At 62.1% G+C, this 18,237-nt stretch carries 19 protein-coding genes; 10 read left to right on the forward strand and 9 right to left on the reverse strand.

Features of this window, described 5'->3' with window-relative positions; translation table 11 throughout:
• Positions 1-56 precede the first annotated feature (56 nt).
• From QM596_RS02385 to QM596_RS02395, 3 genes are all read left to right on the forward strand, one after another.
• The gene (locus QM596_RS02385) at positions 57-1,256 is read left to right on the forward strand and encodes an acetyl-CoA C-acyltransferase (protein WP_069145445.1); all 1,200 of its coding nucleotides are present in this window, start codon (positions 57-59) and stop codon (positions 1,254-1,256) included.
• On the forward strand, positions 1,253-2,038 hold the full coding sequence (locus tag QM596_RS02390) for a RhlG family 3-oxoacyl-ACP reductase (protein WP_283307992.1): 786 nt from the start codon (positions 1,253-1,255) through the stop codon (positions 2,036-2,038). Before QM596_RS02385 ends, QM596_RS02390 begins: the two co-directional genes overlap by 4 nt.
• Before the next feature lie 173 nt (positions 2,039-2,211).
• Positions 2,212-3,411 carry a glycoside hydrolase family 183 protein gene (locus QM596_RS02395; RefSeq protein WP_019745693.1) on the forward strand — a complete coding sequence of 400 codons (1,200 nt, stop codon included), beginning with the start codon at positions 2,212-2,214 and terminating at the stop codon, positions 3,409-3,411.
• 38 nt (positions 3,412-3,449) lie between these two features.
• Here QM596_RS02395 and QM596_RS02400 read toward each other — a convergent pair whose 3' ends face one another.
• From QM596_RS02400 to QM596_RS02425, 6 genes are all read right to left on the reverse strand, one after another.
• Complete coding sequence (locus QM596_RS02400; protein WP_283307993.1) at positions 3,450-5,489, reverse strand: YhgE/Pip domain-containing protein; 2,040 nt, start codon at positions 5,487-5,489, stop codon at positions 3,450-3,452.
• 133 nt (positions 5,490-5,622) lie between these two features.
• Complete coding sequence (locus QM596_RS02405; protein WP_021345803.1) at positions 5,623-6,219, reverse strand: SRPBCC domain-containing protein; 597 nt, start codon at positions 6,217-6,219, stop codon at positions 5,623-5,625.
• Positions 6,216-6,593, reverse strand: coding sequence for an ArsR/SmtB family transcription factor (locus tag QM596_RS02410; protein ID WP_019745690.1), 378 nt, complete (start codon positions 6,591-6,593; stop codon positions 6,216-6,218). Before QM596_RS02410 ends, QM596_RS02405 begins: the two co-directional genes overlap by 4 nt.
• 62 nt (positions 6,594-6,655) lie before the next feature.
• Positions 6,656-7,339, reverse strand: coding sequence for a GntR family transcriptional regulator (locus tag QM596_RS02415; protein ID WP_019745689.1), 684 nt, complete (start codon positions 7,337-7,339; stop codon positions 6,656-6,658).
• A gap of 36 nt (positions 7,340-7,375) precedes the next feature.
• Positions 7,376-8,152, reverse strand: coding sequence for a cysteate racemase (gene cuyB / locus QM596_RS02420; protein ID WP_283307994.1), 777 nt, complete (start codon positions 8,150-8,152; stop codon positions 7,376-7,378).
• 129 nt (positions 8,153-8,281) lie between these two features.
• Positions 8,282-8,785, reverse strand: coding sequence for a PASTA domain-containing protein (locus QM596_RS02425; protein ID WP_283307995.1), 504 nt, complete (start codon positions 8,783-8,785; stop codon positions 8,282-8,284).
• A gap of 209 nt (positions 8,786-8,994) precedes the next feature.
• Between QM596_RS02425 and QM596_RS02430 the strand changes: the two genes are divergently transcribed.
• The 5 genes from QM596_RS02430 to QM596_RS02450 all read left to right on the forward strand — a co-directional run bounded on the left by QM596_RS02430 (position 8,995) and on the right by QM596_RS02450 (position 14,055).
• Entirely contained in the window at positions 8,995-9,621 is a 627-nt protein-coding gene (locus QM596_RS02430) for a type 1 glutamine amidotransferase (RefSeq protein WP_283307996.1), read from the forward strand.
• A 119-nt stretch (positions 9,622-9,740) separates the two neighbouring features.
• The gene (locus QM596_RS02435; protein WP_133727237.1) at positions 9,741-10,910 is read left to right on the forward strand and encodes a glycoside hydrolase family 183 protein; all 1,170 of its coding nucleotides are present in this window, start codon (positions 9,741-9,743) and stop codon (positions 10,908-10,910) included.
• A 22-nt stretch (positions 10,911-10,932) separates the two neighbouring features.
• Positions 10,933-12,195 carry a helix-turn-helix transcriptional regulator gene (locus QM596_RS02440; protein ID WP_047889011.1) on the forward strand — a complete coding sequence of 421 codons (1,263 nt, stop codon included), beginning with the start codon at positions 10,933-10,935 and terminating at the stop codon, positions 12,193-12,195.
• A gap of 148 nt (positions 12,196-12,343) precedes the next feature.
• Positions 12,344-13,432 (forward strand): S-(hydroxymethyl)mycothiol dehydrogenase, encoded by a 1,089-nt coding sequence (locus QM596_RS02445; protein WP_007730860.1) that lies wholly within the window; start codon positions 12,344-12,346, stop codon positions 13,430-13,432.
• The gene (locus tag QM596_RS02450; RefSeq protein ID WP_007730862.1) at positions 13,429-14,055 is read left to right on the forward strand and encodes an MBL fold metallo-hydrolase; all 627 of its coding nucleotides are present in this window, start codon (positions 13,429-13,431) and stop codon (positions 14,053-14,055) included. Before QM596_RS02445 ends, QM596_RS02450 begins: the two co-directional genes overlap by 4 nt.
• 47 nt (positions 14,056-14,102) lie before the next feature.
• Here QM596_RS02450 and QM596_RS02455 read toward each other — a convergent pair whose 3' ends face one another.
• From QM596_RS02455 to QM596_RS02465, 3 genes are all read right to left on the reverse strand, one after another.
• Positions 14,103-15,095, reverse strand: a complete 993-nt coding sequence (locus QM596_RS02455) for a phosphotransferase enzyme family protein (RefSeq protein ID WP_283307998.1) — start codon at positions 15,093-15,095, stop codon at positions 14,103-14,105.
• A gap of 34 nt (positions 15,096-15,129) precedes the next feature.
• Positions 15,130-15,444 carry a hypothetical protein gene (locus QM596_RS02460; protein ID WP_283307999.1) on the reverse strand — a complete coding sequence of 105 codons (315 nt, stop codon included), beginning with the start codon at positions 15,442-15,444 and terminating at the stop codon, positions 15,130-15,132.
• A 183-nt stretch (positions 15,445-15,627) separates the two neighbouring features.
• On the reverse strand, positions 15,628-16,119 hold the full coding sequence (locus QM596_RS02465) for an Lrp/AsnC family transcriptional regulator (protein ID WP_283308000.1): 492 nt from the start codon (positions 16,117-16,119) through the stop codon (positions 15,628-15,630).
• Between the two features lie 137 nt (positions 16,120-16,256).
• On the opposite strand from QM596_RS02465, the gene QM596_RS02470 reads away from it, so the two are divergent.
• Positions 16,257-16,973 carry a cyclase family protein gene (locus tag QM596_RS02470; protein ID WP_283308001.1) on the forward strand — a complete coding sequence of 239 codons (717 nt, stop codon included), beginning with the start codon at positions 16,257-16,259 and terminating at the stop codon, positions 16,971-16,973.
• The gene (gene kynU, locus QM596_RS02475) at positions 16,970-18,235 is read left to right on the forward strand and encodes a kynureninase (RefSeq protein WP_283308002.1); all 1,266 of its coding nucleotides are present in this window, start codon (positions 16,970-16,972) and stop codon (positions 18,233-18,235) included. Before QM596_RS02470 ends, kynU begins: the two co-directional genes overlap by 4 nt.
• Positions 18,236-18,237 lie beyond the last annotated feature (2 nt).

The raw sequence follows: 18,237 nt of genomic DNA on the forward strand, positions 1-18,237 counted from the left end.
CCCCCGGCGGTTAATAAAGGCGCACAGCACTTCGTGTTCGACGAAAGGTTTCCCCGATGAGGCAAGCTGTCATCGTTTCCACCGCCCGTACCCCGATCGGTAAGGCGTACCGCGGCGCGTTCAACAACACTCAGGCTCAAGAGCTTGCTGCACATGCCATTTCGAATGCAGTTCAGCGCGCGGGCCTCGAGGGCGGCGAGGTCGAGGACGTCATCCTCGGCGCCGCGCTGCAGCAGGGATCTTCCGGCGGCAACGTCGCACGGCAAGCGGTGCTGCGGGCCGGGCTTCCGGACTCGGTTTCCGGAATGACGATCGATCGTCAGTGCTCGTCCGGGCTCATGGCCATCGCGACCGCAGCCAAGCAGATCGTGGACGACGGAATGCAGATCGCGGTCGGCGGCGGAGTCGAATCGATCTCGTTGGTCCAGAACGATCACATGAACAACTTCCGCGCGGCTGATCCGTGGCTGAAGGAAAACAAGCCGTCGATCTACATGCCGATGCTGCACACGGCCGAGATCGTCGCCGAACGCTACGGAGTGACCCGCGAGCAGCAGGACGAGTTCGCGCTCGTCTCGCAGCAGCGGACCGCAGCAGCTCAGAACGCAGGTCGGTTCGATCTCGAGATCGTCCCGCTGCCCTCGATCAAGCAGGTGCAGGACAAGGGGACGGGTGAGATCCGCAGCGAGTCCGTGACGCTGACCCTGGACGAAGGCAACCGCGCTTCCACCACGTTGGAAGGGTTGTCGAGTCTGCGACCGGTTCTGGCCGACGGGACTGTCAGTGCGCATTCGTCCATCACTGCGGGCAACTCGTCTCAGCTCTCGGACGGTGCCTCCGCTTCGGTGCTGATGGAGGCAGGCGAGGCGGAACGCCGCGGGTTGGCTCCTCTCGGTATCTACCGTGGGATGGCTGTCGCGGGTTGTGCTCCCGACGAGATGGGCATCGGACCGGTGTTCGCGATTCCGCGTCTGCTGGATCTTCACGGACTGAAGGTCGACGACATCGATCTCTGGGAACTCAACGAGGCCTTCGCCTCTCAGGCCCTGTACTGCCGCGACAAGCTCGGGATCGATCCCGAGAAGTACAACGTCGACGGCGGCGGTATCTCCGTCGGCCATCCGTACGGAATGACGGGTGCTCGTCTGGTCGGCCATGCTCTTCTGGAAGGAAAACGGCGCGGAGCCAAGCTCGTGGTGGTGACCATGTGCATCGGCGGCGGCATGGGTGCTGCCGGGCTTTTCGAGGTCGCATGAGCTTGATCGAGGGACTGTTCGACGTCAGTAGCAAGACCGTTGTGGTCACCGGTGGATCACGCGGCATCGGATACATGATCGCTCGCGGATTTGTCGAAGGCGGAGCGACGGTCGTCATTTCGGCCCGAAAAGCCGAAGCCTGTGACGAAGCCGCGCGAGAGCTTTCGGAGTTCGGCACCTGCATTTCGCATCCGGCCGATCTGTCCACGGACGAGGGGATCGAGAGCCTCGCTGCGAAGGTCGCCGAGATTTCGCCGACGCTCGACGTACTGGTCAACAACGCCGGTGCCACGTGGGGAGCTCCCGTCGACGATTTTCCGGCCGCCGGCTTCGACAAGATTTTCGACATCAATGTCAAGGCAATCTTCCTCTTGACGCAGAAGCTGTTGCCGCAGTTGCGTTCTGCAGCCACTGCGGAAGATCCCGCGCGCGTGATCAATATCGGATCGATCGACGGACTCGTGGTGTCGGGTTCGGAGAACTTCTCGTACGGAGCCAGTAAGGCTGCGGTGCACATGTTGACGCGCAAGCTCGCGGCAACGCTTGCGGGGGAACAGATCACGGTCAATGCCATTGCGCCGGGCCCGTTCCCGTCGAAGATGATGGCATTCCTCCTCGAGGACGAGCAAAGTGCAAAGGCTGTGGCGGACTCGGTCCCGTTGGGCAGGGTCGGAGCTCCCCAGGATGCTGCAGGTCTTGCCATTTTCCTGGCTTCACGTGCCGGGGCTTATCTGACCGGCGCGGTGATTCCACTCGACGGCGGTGCGAGCGGAGCGCGCTGACCTACTGACTGATCTTCTCTGTCCGAAAAGGCCTGAAAGTCTGAACTACTATGACTTTCAGGCCTTTTCGCGTCTTTGTCTGATTGGGTTATCTGTGACTGCAGTTGCTAGATTGTCCGAGGTTCGGGGGGAACGACGACGACAACACCAACAATCCCGGCCATGGGGGAGTCATGTTTCGCGCGGGGAGATCGTTGGGGGTGTTCGGGGTAGTTGCTGCTCTGGCAGCTGCTGCCGTCACGGCGGTGGCTTCGCCGGCGATGGCTGCGCCGGGATGCGTCGGAGTCAGTGGCGTCGGTAGTAGTGGAGGTCCGGCCAATGCGGCGCCGTGGCTCAACGGCAACACCGGAGGGTTGCCAGGTCTGTCCGGTCGTACTACCGCGATCGAAAAGATCACCGGCACATACAGTCCCAACAAGACGGTTGATCGCTTCAATGTCCTGGGAACCGACCTGGGCATCATGTGGGACAACGGTGCGGGGCAGATTCTGACCGCTTTCGGCGATACCACCGGGCTCAGTCGTAACCCCACCTGCGACGGTTTGGTGGGCGAGTGGCGAAGTAATGTGCTCTTCCGCAGCTCGGATCGGGTACTCGCCGACGGGATGCGCATCGACAGCGCGCCGAAGGACGGTACCGGTCAGGCGCGTGAGATCATCTCCGGTCTGAAGATTCCGGGCGTCGAGGCTTCCAGTATCCCCACGAGCGGCATAGCAGTGAACGGTGTGCAGTATCTGAGCTACATGTCGGTGCGCAACTGGGGCGAGGCCGGGCAGTGGAGTACAAACTACTCACAGATTGCCACCTCCTCGGACAACGGCGAGACGTGGACCATGCGTCCGGAGACGCTGCGCCCCAATATCGGTGGGGTTCTTCCCGCGGGTGTCGCCCCCGTCGCCGGTAGCGAGAACTTTCAGATGAGCTCGATGGTGAAGGACGGCGGGTTCGTCTACAACTACGGAACCCCCGCGGGACGATCCGGCGAGGTTCGACTTTCTCGCGTGCCCGAGGGGGCGATCCTCGATCTTTCCGCCTACGAGTACTGGAACGGAAACGGCTGGATCCGAGCTGATCCCGCTGCGGCCGTACCCGTCATGGGCGGCCGCATCGGGGAGATCTCCGTTCAGTACAACGAGTTCCTCGGCAAGTTCGTGGCGATGTACGCCGATGCGTTCAGTTCGATCGTGATGCGAACCGCTCCCAGTCCGGTCGGTCCGTGGACGGCACCGGAAACATTGGTCAATCTGGTCGAGGTTCCCGGTATCTACGCTGCATACATCCACCCGTGGTCCAGTGGTTCGGATCTGTACTTCCTTGCCACCACGTGGGCCGACTACAACGTCATGTTGATGCGTACGACGCTCGTTCGCTGATCCGACTCACGTTTGCGCTGACTCAGGTTTGCGCCGAGTTACATTTGCGTTGGTTGGAGGTACACGATCTCCTCGGTGATCGGCGCGTCGTCATCGGCGTCGGTCGGCGGTTCTTGTCGGCGGCGCCACCAGATGGTGAACAGGACGGCTCCGATCACCAAGGCAGCCAGAGCGATTACCGCCACCCAGAATTTCGGGCCGTAGTATCCGACAAGGACCATACGCATGGCGTTGCGCGCCCACGTGAGTGGCATCAGGGCGTGCAGCCACTGCAGAACCGTCGGCATCTGTTCGATGGGGTACACCGCGCCGAAGGCGAAGATCTGAATCATCAAGGCGCCCAAAGCGATGAAGGTTCCGTTGACGGCTCCGAACACAACGGTGAAGAGCCTGCCCGAGCTGACCGCGGCGGCACCCACCAGGATCATCACTGCGATCATCGCCAGAACACTAGGTGGTTCGACGTTTGCCACGGTCAGTGACACCACCGACAACACGAGCGCCGCGACCAAGGTGACCAGGGCGGGAATGCGGTAGCGGCGCAGCCCCTCACGCACCACGCTGGTGTGCGAGTTCAGTGAACGTCCGCGTCGTGGACGGACGACGAACCACGTGAGAATTCCGCACAGGAACAGTGCCACCGAGATTACGGCAGGGACGGCTCCCGGTCCGAAACCGGCTGCGGGATAGTTGTTCCGCGCGTCGACGGCAACCGGGGACGAGAGCAGATTGGCTGTGGTGGCGCGTTCGTCGTCCGAGAACTGCGGCACCTGGGCGGCGCCGTCGGACAAACCGGTGGCGAGTTCTGCGCTGCCCGCGTCGAGCTCGCCGACGCCGGCCGATAGCTGCCCGAGACCGTCACGGAGCGCAATACTTCCGGTGTCCAACTGCCCGAGGCCGGTGGAGAGTTCCTGTGCGCCGGTAGCGAGTTGGCCTGCGCCGTCGGACAGTTGGCCTAGTCCCGTGTTGAGTTCACCTGCACCGGCCGCCGCGGCAAGAAGCCCGCCACGGTAGTCGCTGCTCGGATCGGTGAGTTGGCGCGAGATCTCCCGCGCACCGTCGCGAAGCTGGCCGAGCTGACCGATCACGTCGTCGTCCGACGGTTGTGCAGTCAGGGAAGCCCGCAGTCCACTCAGGGCTTCGACGAGTCCGGCGGAGACCGGATCAGCCGAGTTTCGAAGCATCGACGTGAGGGCGTCGATCTGACCGACGACGGCGTCCGAGGACCCCGCGAGGTCGAGTACCGGGGTGGTGACCATGTCGACCACTTCGCTGATCTGACGGGCTCCTGCGCCGAGTTCGTCGGTTCCCCCGACCAACTGGTTGAGTCCGCTGCTCAGCTCGCCCGAGCCTGCAGCAGCTTCGTTTGCTCCAGCAGCCAGCTCGCCGGCTCCGGCGGCCAGCTCCTTGCCGCCTTGATTCGCTTCACCCATGCCGGTGGCGAGTTCCTTGCTTCCGGCGTAGAGCTCGTTGGTTCCGGCGAGTGCCTCGGAGGATCCGTCGGAGAGTTGTTGCGCGCCAGCGGCTGCTTCATCGAATCCTGTTCCGAGTTCGCCCAACCCGACCAGCACCTGGTCGATGGACTGCTCGCCGATCGACTCGGAGACCGCCGAGCGCACCTGAGCGATGATGCTTTCACCGACCGGGCCGGCGACCAGACTGTTGTAATCGTTGTACAAGACGTCGAGTTCGGCCTTGCGGCCCGAACCCGATGCGGCACTGGCCACGTCTGCGCTGAAAGTCTTGGGAATGACGACCGAGAAGTAGTAGGTGCCGTCGTTGACGCCGTCGGCGGCTTCCTGTTCCGAGACGACCTTCCATGCAACGTCTCCGCTCTCGACGAGCGCGGCAACAACTTCATCGCCGGCTTGCAGACGTGTTCCGTCGAGTTCTGTGCCGGCATCGGCGTTGACGATGGCGACGGGCAAGCGGTTGACCGTGTCGCCCGGATCCCACAGTGCCCACATGTAGAACGCCGCAATCGACAGCGGTGCGATGACGAGGACAGCGAGAACTGTCCGGATGATGTGCGTTCGTCGCGTCGTGGCCGCGTTGTCGACTACGGGTTGTGGCGCCATGTGGAGCTCTCTTCTCGTGGACCGAAGCAGGTGTGGCACGAAAGGAAGCCACCAAAACTGCTGGACATACGTCCAGCTCGGTCACGATACAAAGCAAACGGCCATCTTGTGACCGTTTTCGAAGAATTGGGCGTTATCGGCCGCCGTGCTCTGCCTCGATCTTTGCCCACTCCCACCCTCGGAAGTTGGCCAGACGAAGCTCCTCTGCTTCGTCGAAGGTGTACCACTCGGTGCTCGGCGCATCAGGGAGAGTGCCGCGCAAGTATTCGCCCAGGTAGTGAAGTGGGCCTTCCCAGCCGGTTCCGACGCCGTAGCAGCCGGTGTCCGGGTCGTTGCGGAAGACATCGGCGACGGAGGCGTGCTCCAACTCGAGCCAGGTGGCGTCGGGGCCGTCTGCAGTCAGCCTGATCTCGACCTGATCGCTGTATCCGCGATCGCCGGGCGGTGTCCACTGCAGTCGCAGCAGGCGTGGGGCGTCGCAGGCCAGGATCTCGCCACTTGCCTGGCCTTCGAAGGCGTACGAGCCGCCCACCTGGAAGTCTCCGCTCACCGGAAGGAAGAAACGGTTGATGCGGTCAGGGGTCGTGATGGCGTCCCAGACGTCGTCGACCGACGCGTTGTAGCGGCGCTTGAGTACGGCAGTTCGAGCCGCACCTTCTGCGATGTCGCGGTTGCCCATGCTCCGCTCTACCGCGGTGAGGCTGGTGTCCTGGTTCGCGATCTCGGTCATTGTGAGTCTCCTTCGTCGGAAGAATTCGATTGTGAAGATCTGCTCCGCTCGGAGCCGCGTCGTTTCCCTCGTGCGAGTTCTGTGGCCAATGCGTCGAGAGGACCGCTCCAGAACTGCCGGAATCCGTCGAGCCATTGGTCCACTTCTTGCAATGGCGCGGGCTCGACGGCATAGAGACGCCTGGTGCCTTCGCTGCGGACTGTGGCGAATCCGTTTTCTCGGAGCACTCGCAGGTGCCCGGACGCGGTCGGTTGCGAGATTCCGAACTCCGCTGCCACGACTTCGGCGATCTGACCCGCCGAGCGCTCGCCGCTGGACAGGATTTCCATGATTCTTCGCCGAACTGGGTCTCCGAGAACGTCGAACGCATGCACCAGTCATTTATATCGGCAGTGGCCAATATAGGCAAGCGCCGAAACTTGTATTCGGGCGTCGGTCAGTCCGAGAGCGCGAACTCGTCGGCGTCGAAGAGTTCACCGATCAGCCCGCCGAGATGGCGTCGATGTTCGGCCGACAGTGTCGCTGCCGCCTCGGCATCGTGGTCTGCGCACAGCTCGATCAGCTTGTTGTGATGGTCGACGGAGTCCTGGCTGCCGAGAAGGCTCGAGAACTTGCGGTAGTAGATGCGGTGAATTTGTGGGTGAACCTGGTGAATCAGCTTCTTCAACAGCGGATTTGCCGCAGCGTCGATGATGACGCTGTGTAGGCGATCGTCCGCGGTCAGCGCTCGGCCTATGTCGTTTCGCTTGACGGCAGCGGCGAAGTCTTTGTTGGCGGAGCGCATCGCCCCGATCATCTCGTCGGTGAGGTTCGGTACAGCGGTGACGACGGCCAGTTGGTCGAGAGCTTCGATGACTGCGAGTGTTGCCTCGACGTCGCCGCGGTCGAGGGTGGTGATGCGCGTGTACGCACCGGGCTTCGCTTCCACGAGTCCGGTGTCGACCAGCCTTGCGAGCGCTTCGCGGACCGGAGTTCTGCTCAATCCCAGATACTCTGCGAGTTCGCTGTCCTTGATCTTCGAGCCCGGCGCCAGTTCACCGGTGACGATCGCTTCGCGAATGCGTTCGAGAGCGATGTCGCTCATTCGTGCTCGCTCAACCGGTTTACCGCCACGCAACATACTGGATATCGTACTCTGCACGTTGCTTGTCGCAGGTCAGCCCAGGTCGGCCAACGACGCGTGTTTCCGGGCATCCGCAACGCGTAGGAGCAGCGCGCGGGCGAGAATTGTTGCCGGATCGATGATCTGACAGGTTGTGGCGTCGGCGGGCAGTCCGAGCGGAATCTCGGTGCATCCGGCCACGACGACCTGCGCGCCCGATTCGACGAGAAGATCAGCGGCCCTGACGAGTTTGTCGGTGGTCTCGTCTCCGACGTTGCCACTCTTGATTGCTCGGATCGCCGGCATCACCAGTTCGTCCTGGATCGCAGGTCCTGGCACCAGGACGTCAATCGAGTATTCCGACAGCCATTGTTGATACAACCCGGTGCGGACCGTCCCCGTGGTGGCCAACAGTCCGACGGATGTGACGGCGGGTGAGAGCGTCCGGATGTGCCGAGCAACTTCGTCGATCATGTGGACGACAGGAAGTCCCAGTTGGGATGAGATGGCGGGCAGGAAGGCGTGGGCGGTATTGCATGGGATGGCGAGCGTCGTTGCGCCCGACTCTCGGAGGACGCGCGCGCCTCGGATCAGCCAGGGGGTGGGGTCCGGGCCGTCCTCGGTGAGTGCCAATGTCCGGTCGGGAACCGTGGGATCGGCCCAGATGACAACTTTGGGGTGCTCTTGATCCGTCGAACCTGGCGTCAGGGCAACGAGTTTGGAGTAGAAGTCCGCAGTAGCGGCCGGCCCCATGCCTCCGAGTATTCCGATGACGGGTTCGCTCATGCCCGCCGGAGAGTTGGCGCTCTGCCGTATTCGTTGCACCTTCATGTTGCAATCCAACCTTTCGCATCCAATATATTGGATACTCGTAATGTTGACTACAGTGAAGGAGGTTGAAGGTAGTTGTCAAGTAGGGCGCGGCGTTCCCGGAATTGCGAAGTTCGAGATCTCGCTCGATCAACAGGGGTTGGGTTCGCCGATCTTGACGGCTGAGAGCACGGCTTCGATTTCCCCGAAAGGGCTTCCGGCAGAAGGTGTCTGATCGACAACAATCCAGTTGGAATCGACCAGTTGGCGTCGACCCGCGCCAGTTGCGTCAGCACTTCTGGAGAAGAAGACTCCGGCCGATTGAATGGTGTCCTGCGCGTCTTGAAGATTCATACACACGACATTGGGCATGATCGCAGGAGTTGCAGCGGGCGTCACTTCTGCGGTGACTGGGGTGGTGGCCAGTGGAGTATTCGTCGGACCGGCCACCGAGGTGGTCAATGGAGCCTGAGTCGTCGTGGGTTGAGTTGTCGAGGTTGCAGTGGTGGTCGCGGTGGATGTTGATTCGGCCTCGCTGTCGGTGCTTGTTCCTGAGCATGCGGCGAGTGACGCCAAGGCGAATGCGCTGAGTCCGATGCGAACGGCAGTTGAGGACGGGCGAATCGATGTCGAAAAGAGGTGTGGTGCGCGCACAGACGTTCCTTGTCGGTAAAGGGGCGATGAAAGGGGAGATTCGAGCGCAGAGCACATCCGACGCCGTCGATGTGCCTTATGTCGAATAGAACCATAGGCTTTCGGCACCGGATTCGAGAGGAATTGCCTACATGCATTTTCTGGAACTACGACACGCGCAGTGTGAACCCCCAGCGGCGTATTCGCCTGTCCTGGAGAGCTGCGGAGATGTGCAGACCGTTCTTCTGGGAACCGACCCGCTTCCCGCCCATCGACGGTTCGACGCCGTGATCGTGATGGGCGGGCCGATGGGCGTCGGCGATCAGGGCGAGGTCGAGTGGTTGGCATCCGAGATCGAATACATTCGCGATCTGGTCGAGAACGATGTCCCGGTGTGGGGAGTGTGTCTGGGTTCGCAGTTGCTCGCCGCGGCGCTGGGTGCTCGCGTCTACACGGGCGCTGTGCCCGAAGTGGGAGTTGAGGAGATCACCTTGACTGTCGAGGGTCGGCGAGATCCCGTGTGGGGAGATCTGCCCTCCACATTTCCTGCAATGCAATGGCATTCGGATACCTTCGACATTCCGAACGGCGCGGTGCGGCTCGCTGGCTCTGCCAAGTATCCGAATCAACTCTTCCGATACAAGCAGAGTTACGCCGTTCAGTTTCACCTCGAAGCGTCCTCCGAGGTGGCGCGCGAATGGATGGAACTGGCCGAGTACCGCGACTCGCTGCATGCTTCGCTGGGAGCGGACGGTCCGCGCATCTTCATGCAGCAGTTGAGTGCTGCCGAGTCGCAGGGTCTCGAGATTGCCGCAGCGGTGATGGAGAAGTGGTTGAAATCGATCTCTGTTGAATAAGGCCGTTTTGTCCTGATTTACCGATTTACCTGTTACCTTGTGTTGTCGTGGGTGGATGAACCGATCCGGTCGAGCAAGACACCTCGTAGAGTCCGGATCTCCCCCGCGAAAGGGGAGCGATGCGCCGGATACGGAAGATATCGACAGCTGCAGTGACGTGTGTACTCGCGTCGACCGCGGTCTTGGGGGCGACCCAGGCTCATGCATCCCCGTGGGATTGCAACGTCACCGGCAGCTTGGATCAATCAGGTGGGCCGACCAATCCGATTCCCTGGCTCAACGGAACGGACGGGAAACTTCCGGAACTGCAGGGCCGCACCTCGGCGGTCGAGTACATCACCGGCGCGCTCAGCCCCAACCAAACCGTCGAGCGGTTCAACGTTCTCGGCACGGATCTCGGCATCATGTGGGACAACGGCGCAGGTCAGGTCCTGACAGCCTTCGGCGACACCGTCGGAATCGGATCTGACCCCCTGTGTTCCGGGGTGGTCGGTGACTGGCGCAGCAACGTCCTGTTCCGTAGCTCGGACGGAAATCTGTCCGACGGCATGAACATCGACTCCTCGCCGACCGACCGGCCGAATCACTCGCGCGAGATCATCGGAAGTCTGAAAGTCACCGGCGTCGAAACCAGCAGCATTCCGACGACGGGTATCTCGGTGGGCGGCGTTCAATACGTCAATTACATGTCGATCCGCTCGTGGGGAGGGTCGGGCGAGTGGGTCACCAACTTCTCGCAGATCGCGTCCTCACACGACAACGGTGAGACCTGGCAGGTCGAACCGGCTTCGTCCCGGCCCAATCTGCCGTTGACGGGTAACGACAACTTCCAGATGGGTTCCTTCGTCAAAGACGGTGGTTACGTCTACAACTTCGGGACCCCCGCGGGACGTTTCGGCGAGGGGCGCCTCTCGCGGGTCAAGGAAGCCTCCATCGCGGACGTCGCGGCGTACGAATACTGGGACGGAAAGGCATGGGTCCCCAACAATCCCGCTGCCGCTGCGGTGGTTCTCGACGGGGACGTCAGCGAACTGTCGGTGCAGTACAACAACTATCTCGGCAAGTTCGTCGCGATGTACTCCAACGAGTGGGGAGCGCTGGTGCTGCGGACGGCGTCGGACCTGACCGGCCCGTGGAGTGCGCCCGACGTAGTGATCGGCACCGACGAGGTTCCGGGACTCTACGGCGCGTACATGCACCCCTGGTCACAGGGGCAGGACCTATACTTTCTCGCCACCACCTGGTCCGACTACAACGTGATGCTCATGAAGACCACGCTGCACCAGTGAACCGGATGGTTATCGTTGAACGGTGAGCACCACCGACAATGCGCTACTGATCACCGCCCTTCGAGACGTGTTGGTGGGACCACTACCCGAAATCGGCCGACGATTTTCGACGTTGATCGCGGACATGGCGCCGCACACTTCCCTGGTGATCTTCACCCGTGAATGCACCGGTAGGCCGCGCAAGGTCGCCGGGGATCCAGCCGTCGTCGATCGTGTGACCATCGCCGAACTCGACCGTACCCGTACGGATCTCACTGTCGGACAGATCTTTCGGGGAAAATGCGCTATCGCCGGCCGGGACCGTGAAGTGCTTGCGATGCTTGATCGAACCGATACGCTTCTCGTTTTGACACCGCACCCCGTACCGGTGAAGACAGCATCCCTCGAATTGATCCAGGCACTGTTCGCAGTGACTGCAACCGGAATTCAGCTCCAGGTCCGGAACGCGAGCCCGGCATATCTCGCCGAGTCGCGGGCAGCGTCGTCCGAGCGTGCGCGCACCGTGGCAGAGATGACGGAGGTGCATGCGGCCACCCTCGAGACGATGCTGGCGACGCTGCGCTCGGCCGATCTCGACGACACACGTGCGCGAACCTCGGCCAGGGAGACTGCGGCCTCGGCCCTGATCGGCTTGCGTTCGGCCGTCGACGTGCACCGCGAGTTGGCCGAGGAGTCGACCACCACGGCTTTTGCGCGGATGCGTGGGGAATTGCGTTCGCTGCTCAAGCATCGGGAAATCGCGTTGGAGTTGGTGGAGCCACCCGTCGACGGGCGTGGGTTACCAGGTGAAGTGGCGCACGGCGCCCGCGCGGTCGTCCGCGGCGCGGTCTTGGCCCTGTCGGATCAGCAGATGCTCTCGCGTATCCGGGTGGCCTGGACGCTCGACGCGGCTTCACTCTCGATCGACATTCGCGACGACGGCGGCGGCGAAGCCGACGTGGTTGACGTTGAACGCCAATTGCGTTCGAGGGTAGAGACTTTGGGTGGAACCGTCGAATCCGAGTCGACGCCCGGGTGGGGGAACCGGATCAGCGCAACCATCCCGCTCGACGCCCCCGTCGCCCTACCGAACCGCGACGTCCTCACCGAACTGGCTCCGCGGGAGTTCGAGGTACTCGAGCATCTGGTGGCCGGACGCCGCAACAAGGCGATCTCGGAGCGCCTCGGCGTCAGCGAGAGCACAGTCAAGTTTCATGTTGCCGGGGTCCTGCGGAAATTGGGCGTCGAGAGTCGGGGTGCGGCGGCCGCCGCGGGCGCGGAGGCCGGCGTGAAGCCTGCACCCTAGTCCTTTCGGCCAGGTAGGTCAGTCAGTTCGACCAGGGTTGCGGGCACCTGCTTCGGGCTAACCTTTCAACGAGTGCACATATCGCAATGTGAAAACACGGCGCCATGTGACGACACGTCCTCAATCGCACGAAGCCAGGAGCAAAGCCATGCCACAGCAGGTACGCGGCGTCATCGCCCGATCCAAGGGTGCCCCCGTCGAAATCGTCCCCATCACGATTCCCGATCCCGGTGCCAACGAGGTAGTGGTCGCCATTGCAGCGTGCGGTGTGTGCCACACCGACCTGACCTACCGCGACGGCGGAATCAACGACGAGTACCCGTTCCTGCTCGGGCACGAGGCGTCGGGCATCGTCGAGAGCGTCGGACCCGGTGTCACTCATGTCGAGGTGGGTGACTTCGTCGTGCTCAACTGGCGTGCCGTGTGCGGGCAGTGTCGTGCGTGTAAGCGTGGCCGCCCGCAGTACTGCTTCGACACGTTCAACGCCGAGCAGAAGATGACGCTCGAAGACGGCACCGAACTGACGCCGGCACTCGGCATCGGCGCATTCGCAGACAAGACGCTGGTTCACGAAGGCCAGTGCACCAAGGTCGACGCCTCGGCCGATCCGGCCGTCGTCGGACTGCTCGGTTGCGGTGTCATGGCCGGCATGGGTGCCGCGATGAATACCGGCAACGTCGGACGCGGTGATTCAGTGGCCGTGATCGGGTGTGGTGGTGTCGGCGACGCAGCGATCATGGGTTCACGCCTGGCCGGTGCCAATACCATCATCGCCATCGACCGGGATCCGCGAAAGCTGGAGTGGGCGACGGAACTTGGTGCCACGCACACGATCAATGCCACCGAGGTCGACGACGTCGTCGAGGCAGTCCAGGAGCTGACCGGAGGTTTCGGTGCCGACGTGGTTGTCGACGCAGTCGGTCGCCCGGAGACCTGGAAGCAGGCGTTCTACGCCCGCGACCTCGCGGGAACTGTAGTGCTGGTGGGTGTTCCGACGCCGGACATGAAGCTGGAAATGCCGCTGGTGGACTTCTTCTCGCGCGGCGGAGCCCTCAAGTCGTCGTGGTATGGCGATTGCCTGCCCGAGCGTGACTTCCCCGTTCTGGTCGACCTGTACCAGCAGGGGCGTCTGCCGCTCGAGAAGTTCGTCAGTGAGCGCATCAAGCTCGACGAGGTCGAGAAGGCCTTCGAGACGATGCACCGCGGCGAGGTCCTCCGTTCGGTGGTGGTCCTGTGACATTGCGAGTCGATCGCGTCGTCACCTCGGGCACGTTCAGCCTCGACGGCGGAACCTGGGACGTCGACAACAACATCTGGTTGATCGGTGACGACAACGAAGTGGTAATCGTCGACGCAGCTCACACCGCGCAGCCGATCATCGACGCTGTCGGCGGACGCAAGGTGATCGGAATCGTCTGCACCCACGGTCACAACGATCACGTCACGGTTGCGCCGGAGCTGGCCGAGAAGCTCGACGCTCCGATCTACCTGAACCCGGCCGACGATGTGCTCTGGGAGATGACTCACCCCGGGGTGAAGCATCTGAGCTTGGAAGATGATCAGCGTATTGCTGTGGCGGGTACGGACATTCTGGCCATCCACACACCGGGCCATTCCCCGGGGTCGACCTGCCTCTACCTGCCCGAGGCGGGGGAACTGTTCAGCGGCGACACCTTGTTCTCCGGTGGTCCCGGTGCTACCGGGCGGTCGTACTCCGACTTCCCGACCATCATCGGGTCCATTCGCGACAAGCTGTTCGCGCTCCCCGCCGAGACCAAGGTTCACACCGGTCACGGCGACGGCACGACGATCGGTACCGAGGCGCCGCATCTCGAAGAATGGATCCGCGCCGGATCCTGATGTGATCAGAGCGAAGTGGGGACGCCGGTACCGGCGTCCCCACTTTGTCACAACGCTGATGCCCAACCGGCGGTGTCGTTCTCACCCGGGATTGCCATCAGGCCGTGCCACAGTTCGAGGATCTCGAACCATTCTGTCTCGGATCGGCTGAGGGGACGTACAGATTCGTAGCCGGCGCGCAGGCTCTGCCGTACCGCGATCGGTGTCGGTCGCCAATCGGTGAACAGGGTGCCCAGATAGACGCTTGCCTTGGCCAGGTCGCTCACCCGGTGGTCGATCACCACGTCGTCGAAGTCGAGTACTCCGGTGGTCCGAGAGTTTCGAGTCAAGATGTTGGCTGCACGGAAGTCGTTGTGCACCAGTTGTGTTTGGTCATCGAGCTCGGACACCCGCGCCAGGAGGTCCACGAGCCTACGCGTTGCATCAGGCGCGAACCCGCGGTCGAAATTCTCGAGCCAACCACCGATGCGCTCCTTCAACCCGGTGCTGCGCGACGAGAAAACCGATCCGTCGACATGGGTGGCGCCGAGCGTTCGGTGTATTTCTGCCAGACATGCTCCTGCCGAACGGACCGCCGCGTGGTCCTGCACGTCCAACCAATCTCCCGCCATCTCCGGCAGTACGGTGAACGACACTGCGCACGAAGGCCCTTCCAGTGTTTCCCGGTCCAGCAGTATTTCCCGGACCAGCAGGGTTTCCCGGTCCAATCCGTTCAGGGACGTGATTGGCGACGGAACGGGCGCACCCTGCCCGGCGAGTGCGCTCAGCAGGCGCGTCGACGCCTCCAGGTTCGCGAAGCGCTCTGTGGCGCGCGACCACTTCACCACCAGCCCACCTCGGTCGCTCGCAACCCACACAATCGCGTTCTGGTCACTGATCGCCATTCGCGAGCACTCGAGGGCCGTCAATCCCCAAGTCTGCTCGAGTACCGCCGAGACCCAATGGGTGGCTGCGCCAAAGCTGTTGAATCCGAATCGCTCCTCCAGAGCGGCTTCCGACTCCACCGACTCCCAGAGCATGGACAAGCCGCGTGGCAACATGCTGTCCGACTCTAGTGGGATGAACACAGTCATCTCATGCGTCAGGAGCAGGTTTGCCCGATTGTGTAGCTGCGTTTTCGAGCATCTCGATTCGGTTGTTGAGCCGCTCGATCGTCATACGCACACTCCAGATGAGTTCGATGAGGCTTTCCTGCATGACGGGGATGCCCATGATGTCCGACAACTGGCGCCACAGCGCCATAGTCGACTTTCGATGGGAATCGTATGTGACTTGTAGCGCCGCCAACTGCACCTCTGCGGGTACTTGATCCTTGACATGCGAACCGAAGGGTGGGGGTTCCTGGTCAACCCACGGCGACCATCGCGATTGGACTTCTGCCTCCGTCATCTTGGACAGTCTTTCCAGTATCTCGCGGCATGCGGCGGGTGAGGAGAACACCGTTTCGAGGCATCGGTGGTAGTCCGGGGGTTGCATTTGCTTGTGTTCCGACATTGATCAGCGCTCCGCGTACTCCGTCCGGAGACGAAGGTTACGAGAGTACACCGAATCGGCCTTGGCGACAGCTGCAGTTCAGCCGCCTTGACTCAGTTCGCTGAAGATCAGGTTGGTCTGGGTATTGGCGATGGCAGGATCGTTGAGGTGTGCGCTGACGAAATCGCGAAGCCGAGTGGGGGATTCACACGACACGTGCACCAGGAGATCACGGTCCCCACTCATCAGGAACACTCGCTGAACGGAATCCAATCCGCTCAGGTGCTCGGCAATTTCCGTCATCCGGCTCCTGGCGTGGGAGTGAATCAGAATCGACACCATCGCCGAGATCTCGAGGCCGAGTAGCTCGAGGTCGATGTCTGCATGAAACCCCTTGATGACGCCCGATTCGCGTAGAGCGCGCATCCGCGCCAGAGCGGTCGACGGCGCTATCCCGACCTTCTCTGCGAGTGCATTGTTGGGGATGCGCGCATCCCGGACGAGTTCGCGGAGAATCGCTGTATCGACTTCGTCGAGCCGAACATGATTCGGCCGAGCCGCGGCTGCCGCCCGTTCGATCGCACTAATCATCCGATTTCTCCCTGCCGTCGCGAAAATATTCAGCATCTATTGACCGCGCCCGTCGATGATCCTAGCTTTTGCCAAACACATCGAATTATCAAACGGTCGAGATCGACACAGTCGACTGTTGCGACGAAGGGGTCCGGATGGTTCCGAGGATCGGCCGACACACGGGCGATTCGGGGGCGCGGTTGATCGACATCAGCCCGCCGATCTCCGAATCGACGCCCGTGTGGCCAGATGATACCGCTTTCACCCGAGCTATCACGTCAGACCTCGGCGGCAGTGACGCCGTCACCATCAACCGAATCACCACCACTCCTCATATCGGTGCTCACGCCGATGCGCCGGCGCACACCCGCATCGACGGTGCGCCCATCGGTTCTGTTCCCCTCGAGCCCTATCTCGGCGAAGCACTGGTGGTCGACATGACGGGGGTCGACGGTGCCGCATGCATCAGGCCCGTCGAAGAGACGGTGGAGCGACTCGGCGGCCATCTGCCGCAACGGCTGATTCTGAGGACCTACCCGAAGTACCCGAGCGAGTGGGACAACGACTTCGCTGGCGTTTCTCCGGACCTGACTCACTGGTTCGCCGACCGCGGGGGCGTTCTGATCGGAATCGACGGCGCCTCGTTCGATCCGATGGACAGCAAGACCATGGACGGGCACCACGCGGCAAGCGATCGTGGCGTCGCGATCCTCGAAGGACTGTGCCTCGACGAGGTCGACGAAGGCTACTACGAGTTGATCGCACTGCCGCTGAAGTTCCTCGACCTCGATGCCAGCCCGGTACGCGCCGTGCTCCGGACTCTGCCTTCATCACTTTCAACGCCGACACATGCAGGAGAAGAATCGTCATGACATCGACAACCACCCTTTCGTTGGATGACTGCGTCAAGGCCGACGCAGTGGATCCCCTGAGGGAGTTCCGCCGCGAGTTCGCGATTCCGGAGGGCATTCTCTACTTCGACGGAAACTCGCTCGGCGCGCGTCCCATTGCCGCACAGGAATGCGCCGCGAGAGTAATCGGCGACGAGTGGGGCAACGGCTTGGTTCGCAGTTGGAACGAGGCTGGATGGTTCGACCTCCCGGTCCGCCTCGGTGACAAACTCGCCCCGTTGCTGGGAGCAGGTGAAGGCGAAGTGGTAGTGACGGATTCGACGTCGATCAACCTGTTCAAGGCATTGGCCTCCGCACTGTCCATCGCGGCTGCGCAGGATCCCAGCCGGAAGGTGATCGTCTCCGAGCGCGACAATTTCCCGACTGACCTCTACATTGCGGAGGGCATCATCTCGCTGCTCGATCAGGGATACGAACTACGCCTGATCGACCAACCGGGCGACCTCACCGAAGCAGTAGGACCAGACACCGCCGTAGTGATGTTGTCGCACGTCAACTACCGCACCGGAAACCTGTATGCGATGACGGAAGTCACTGCAGCAGTGCAGGAACGTGGCGCCCTCATGATCTGGGATCTCGCACACTCGGCCGGCGCCGTCACTGTCGATCTGAGCGGCGCCGACGCCGACTTCGCGGTCGGGTGTACGTACAAGTACCTCAATGGTGGTCCGGGTTCGCCTGCATTCATCTGGGTCAACCGTCGCCATCAGAACACCGGAATCCAGCCACTGTCCGGGTGGTGGGGGCACGCGCGACCGTTCGCGATGGAGTCGGCCTACGAACCGGGCGCAGGAATACGACGGTTTCTGAGTGGTACTCAACCCATCACGTCGTTGTCACTCGTCGAATGTGGTCTCGACGTCATGCTCAAAGCTGACATGGCCGACATCCGCAGCAAGTCGCTCGCGCTGGCCGATCTCTTCATCAGCCTCGTCGAGGAGCGTTGCGCTGCCTACGGTTTGGAGTTGATCACGCCGCGCGAGCACGAGCGTCGTGGCTCGCACGTGAGTTTTGTTCATTCCGAGGGCTATTCCATCATGAAGGCTCTCATCGCGCGGGGCGTCATCGGTGACTACCGCGAACCCGGAGTGCTGAGGTTCGGTATCACTCCGCTCTATCTCGGATACGCCGACGTGTGGAACGCCGTCGACGTATTGCGAGACATCCTCGAGAACAAGTCCTGGGATCGCCCCGAATTCCGCGAGCGCGACGCAGTCACCTGATT

Origin of the sequence: Rhodococcus sp. IEGM 1406 (assembly GCF_030056745.1) — a bacterium.
Lineage (GTDB): Bacteria > Actinomycetota > Actinomycetes > Mycobacteriales > Mycobacteriaceae > Rhodococcus_F > Rhodococcus_F erythropolis.

Coding starts and splice junctions, on each gene's coding strand:
- QM596_RS02415 (WP_019745689.1), bottom strand. CDS start 7,339: ATGTTGCGTGGCGGTAAACCGGTTGAGCGAGCACGAATGAGCGACATC.
- QM596_RS02460 (WP_283307999.1), bottom strand. CDS start 15,444: ATGACGGAGGCAGAAGTCCAATCGCGATGGTCGCCGTGGGTTGACCAG.
- kynU (WP_283308002.1), top strand. CDS start 16,970: ATGACATCGACAACCACCCTTTCGTTGGATGACTGCGTCAAGGCCGAC.
- QM596_RS02390 (WP_283307992.1), top strand. CDS start 1,253: ATGAGCTTGATCGAGGGACTGTTCGACGTCAGTAGCAAGACCGTTGTG.
- QM596_RS02405 (WP_021345803.1), bottom strand. CDS start 6,219: ATGACCGAGATCGCGAACCAGGACACCAGCCTCACCGCGGTAGAGCGG.
- QM596_RS02385 (WP_069145445.1), top strand. CDS start 57: ATGAGGCAAGCTGTCATCGTTTCCACCGCCCGTACCCCGATCGGTAAG.
- QM596_RS02395 (WP_019745693.1), top strand. CDS start 2,212: ATGTTTCGCGCGGGGAGATCGTTGGGGGTGTTCGGGGTAGTTGCTGCT.
- QM596_RS02470 (WP_283308001.1), top strand. CDS start 16,257: ATGGTTCCGAGGATCGGCCGACACACGGGCGATTCGGGGGCGCGGTTG.
- QM596_RS02400 (WP_283307993.1), bottom strand. CDS start 5,489: ATGGCGCCACAACCCGTAGTCGACAACGCGGCCACGACGCGACGAACG.
- QM596_RS02465 (WP_283308000.1), bottom strand. CDS start 16,119: ATGATTAGTGCGATCGAACGGGCGGCAGCCGCGGCTCGGCCGAATCAT.
- cuyB (WP_283307994.1), bottom strand. CDS start 8,152: ATGAAGGTGCAACGAATACGGCAGAGCGCCAACTCTCCGGCGGGCATG.
- QM596_RS02445 (WP_007730860.1), top strand. CDS start 12,344: ATGCCACAGCAGGTACGCGGCGTCATCGCCCGATCCAAGGGTGCCCCC.
- QM596_RS02455 (WP_283307998.1), bottom strand. CDS start 15,095: ATGTTGCCACGCGGCTTGTCCATGCTCTGGGAGTCGGTGGAGTCGGAA.
- QM596_RS02435 (WP_133727237.1), top strand. CDS start 9,741: ATGCGCCGGATACGGAAGATATCGACAGCTGCAGTGACGTGTGTACTC.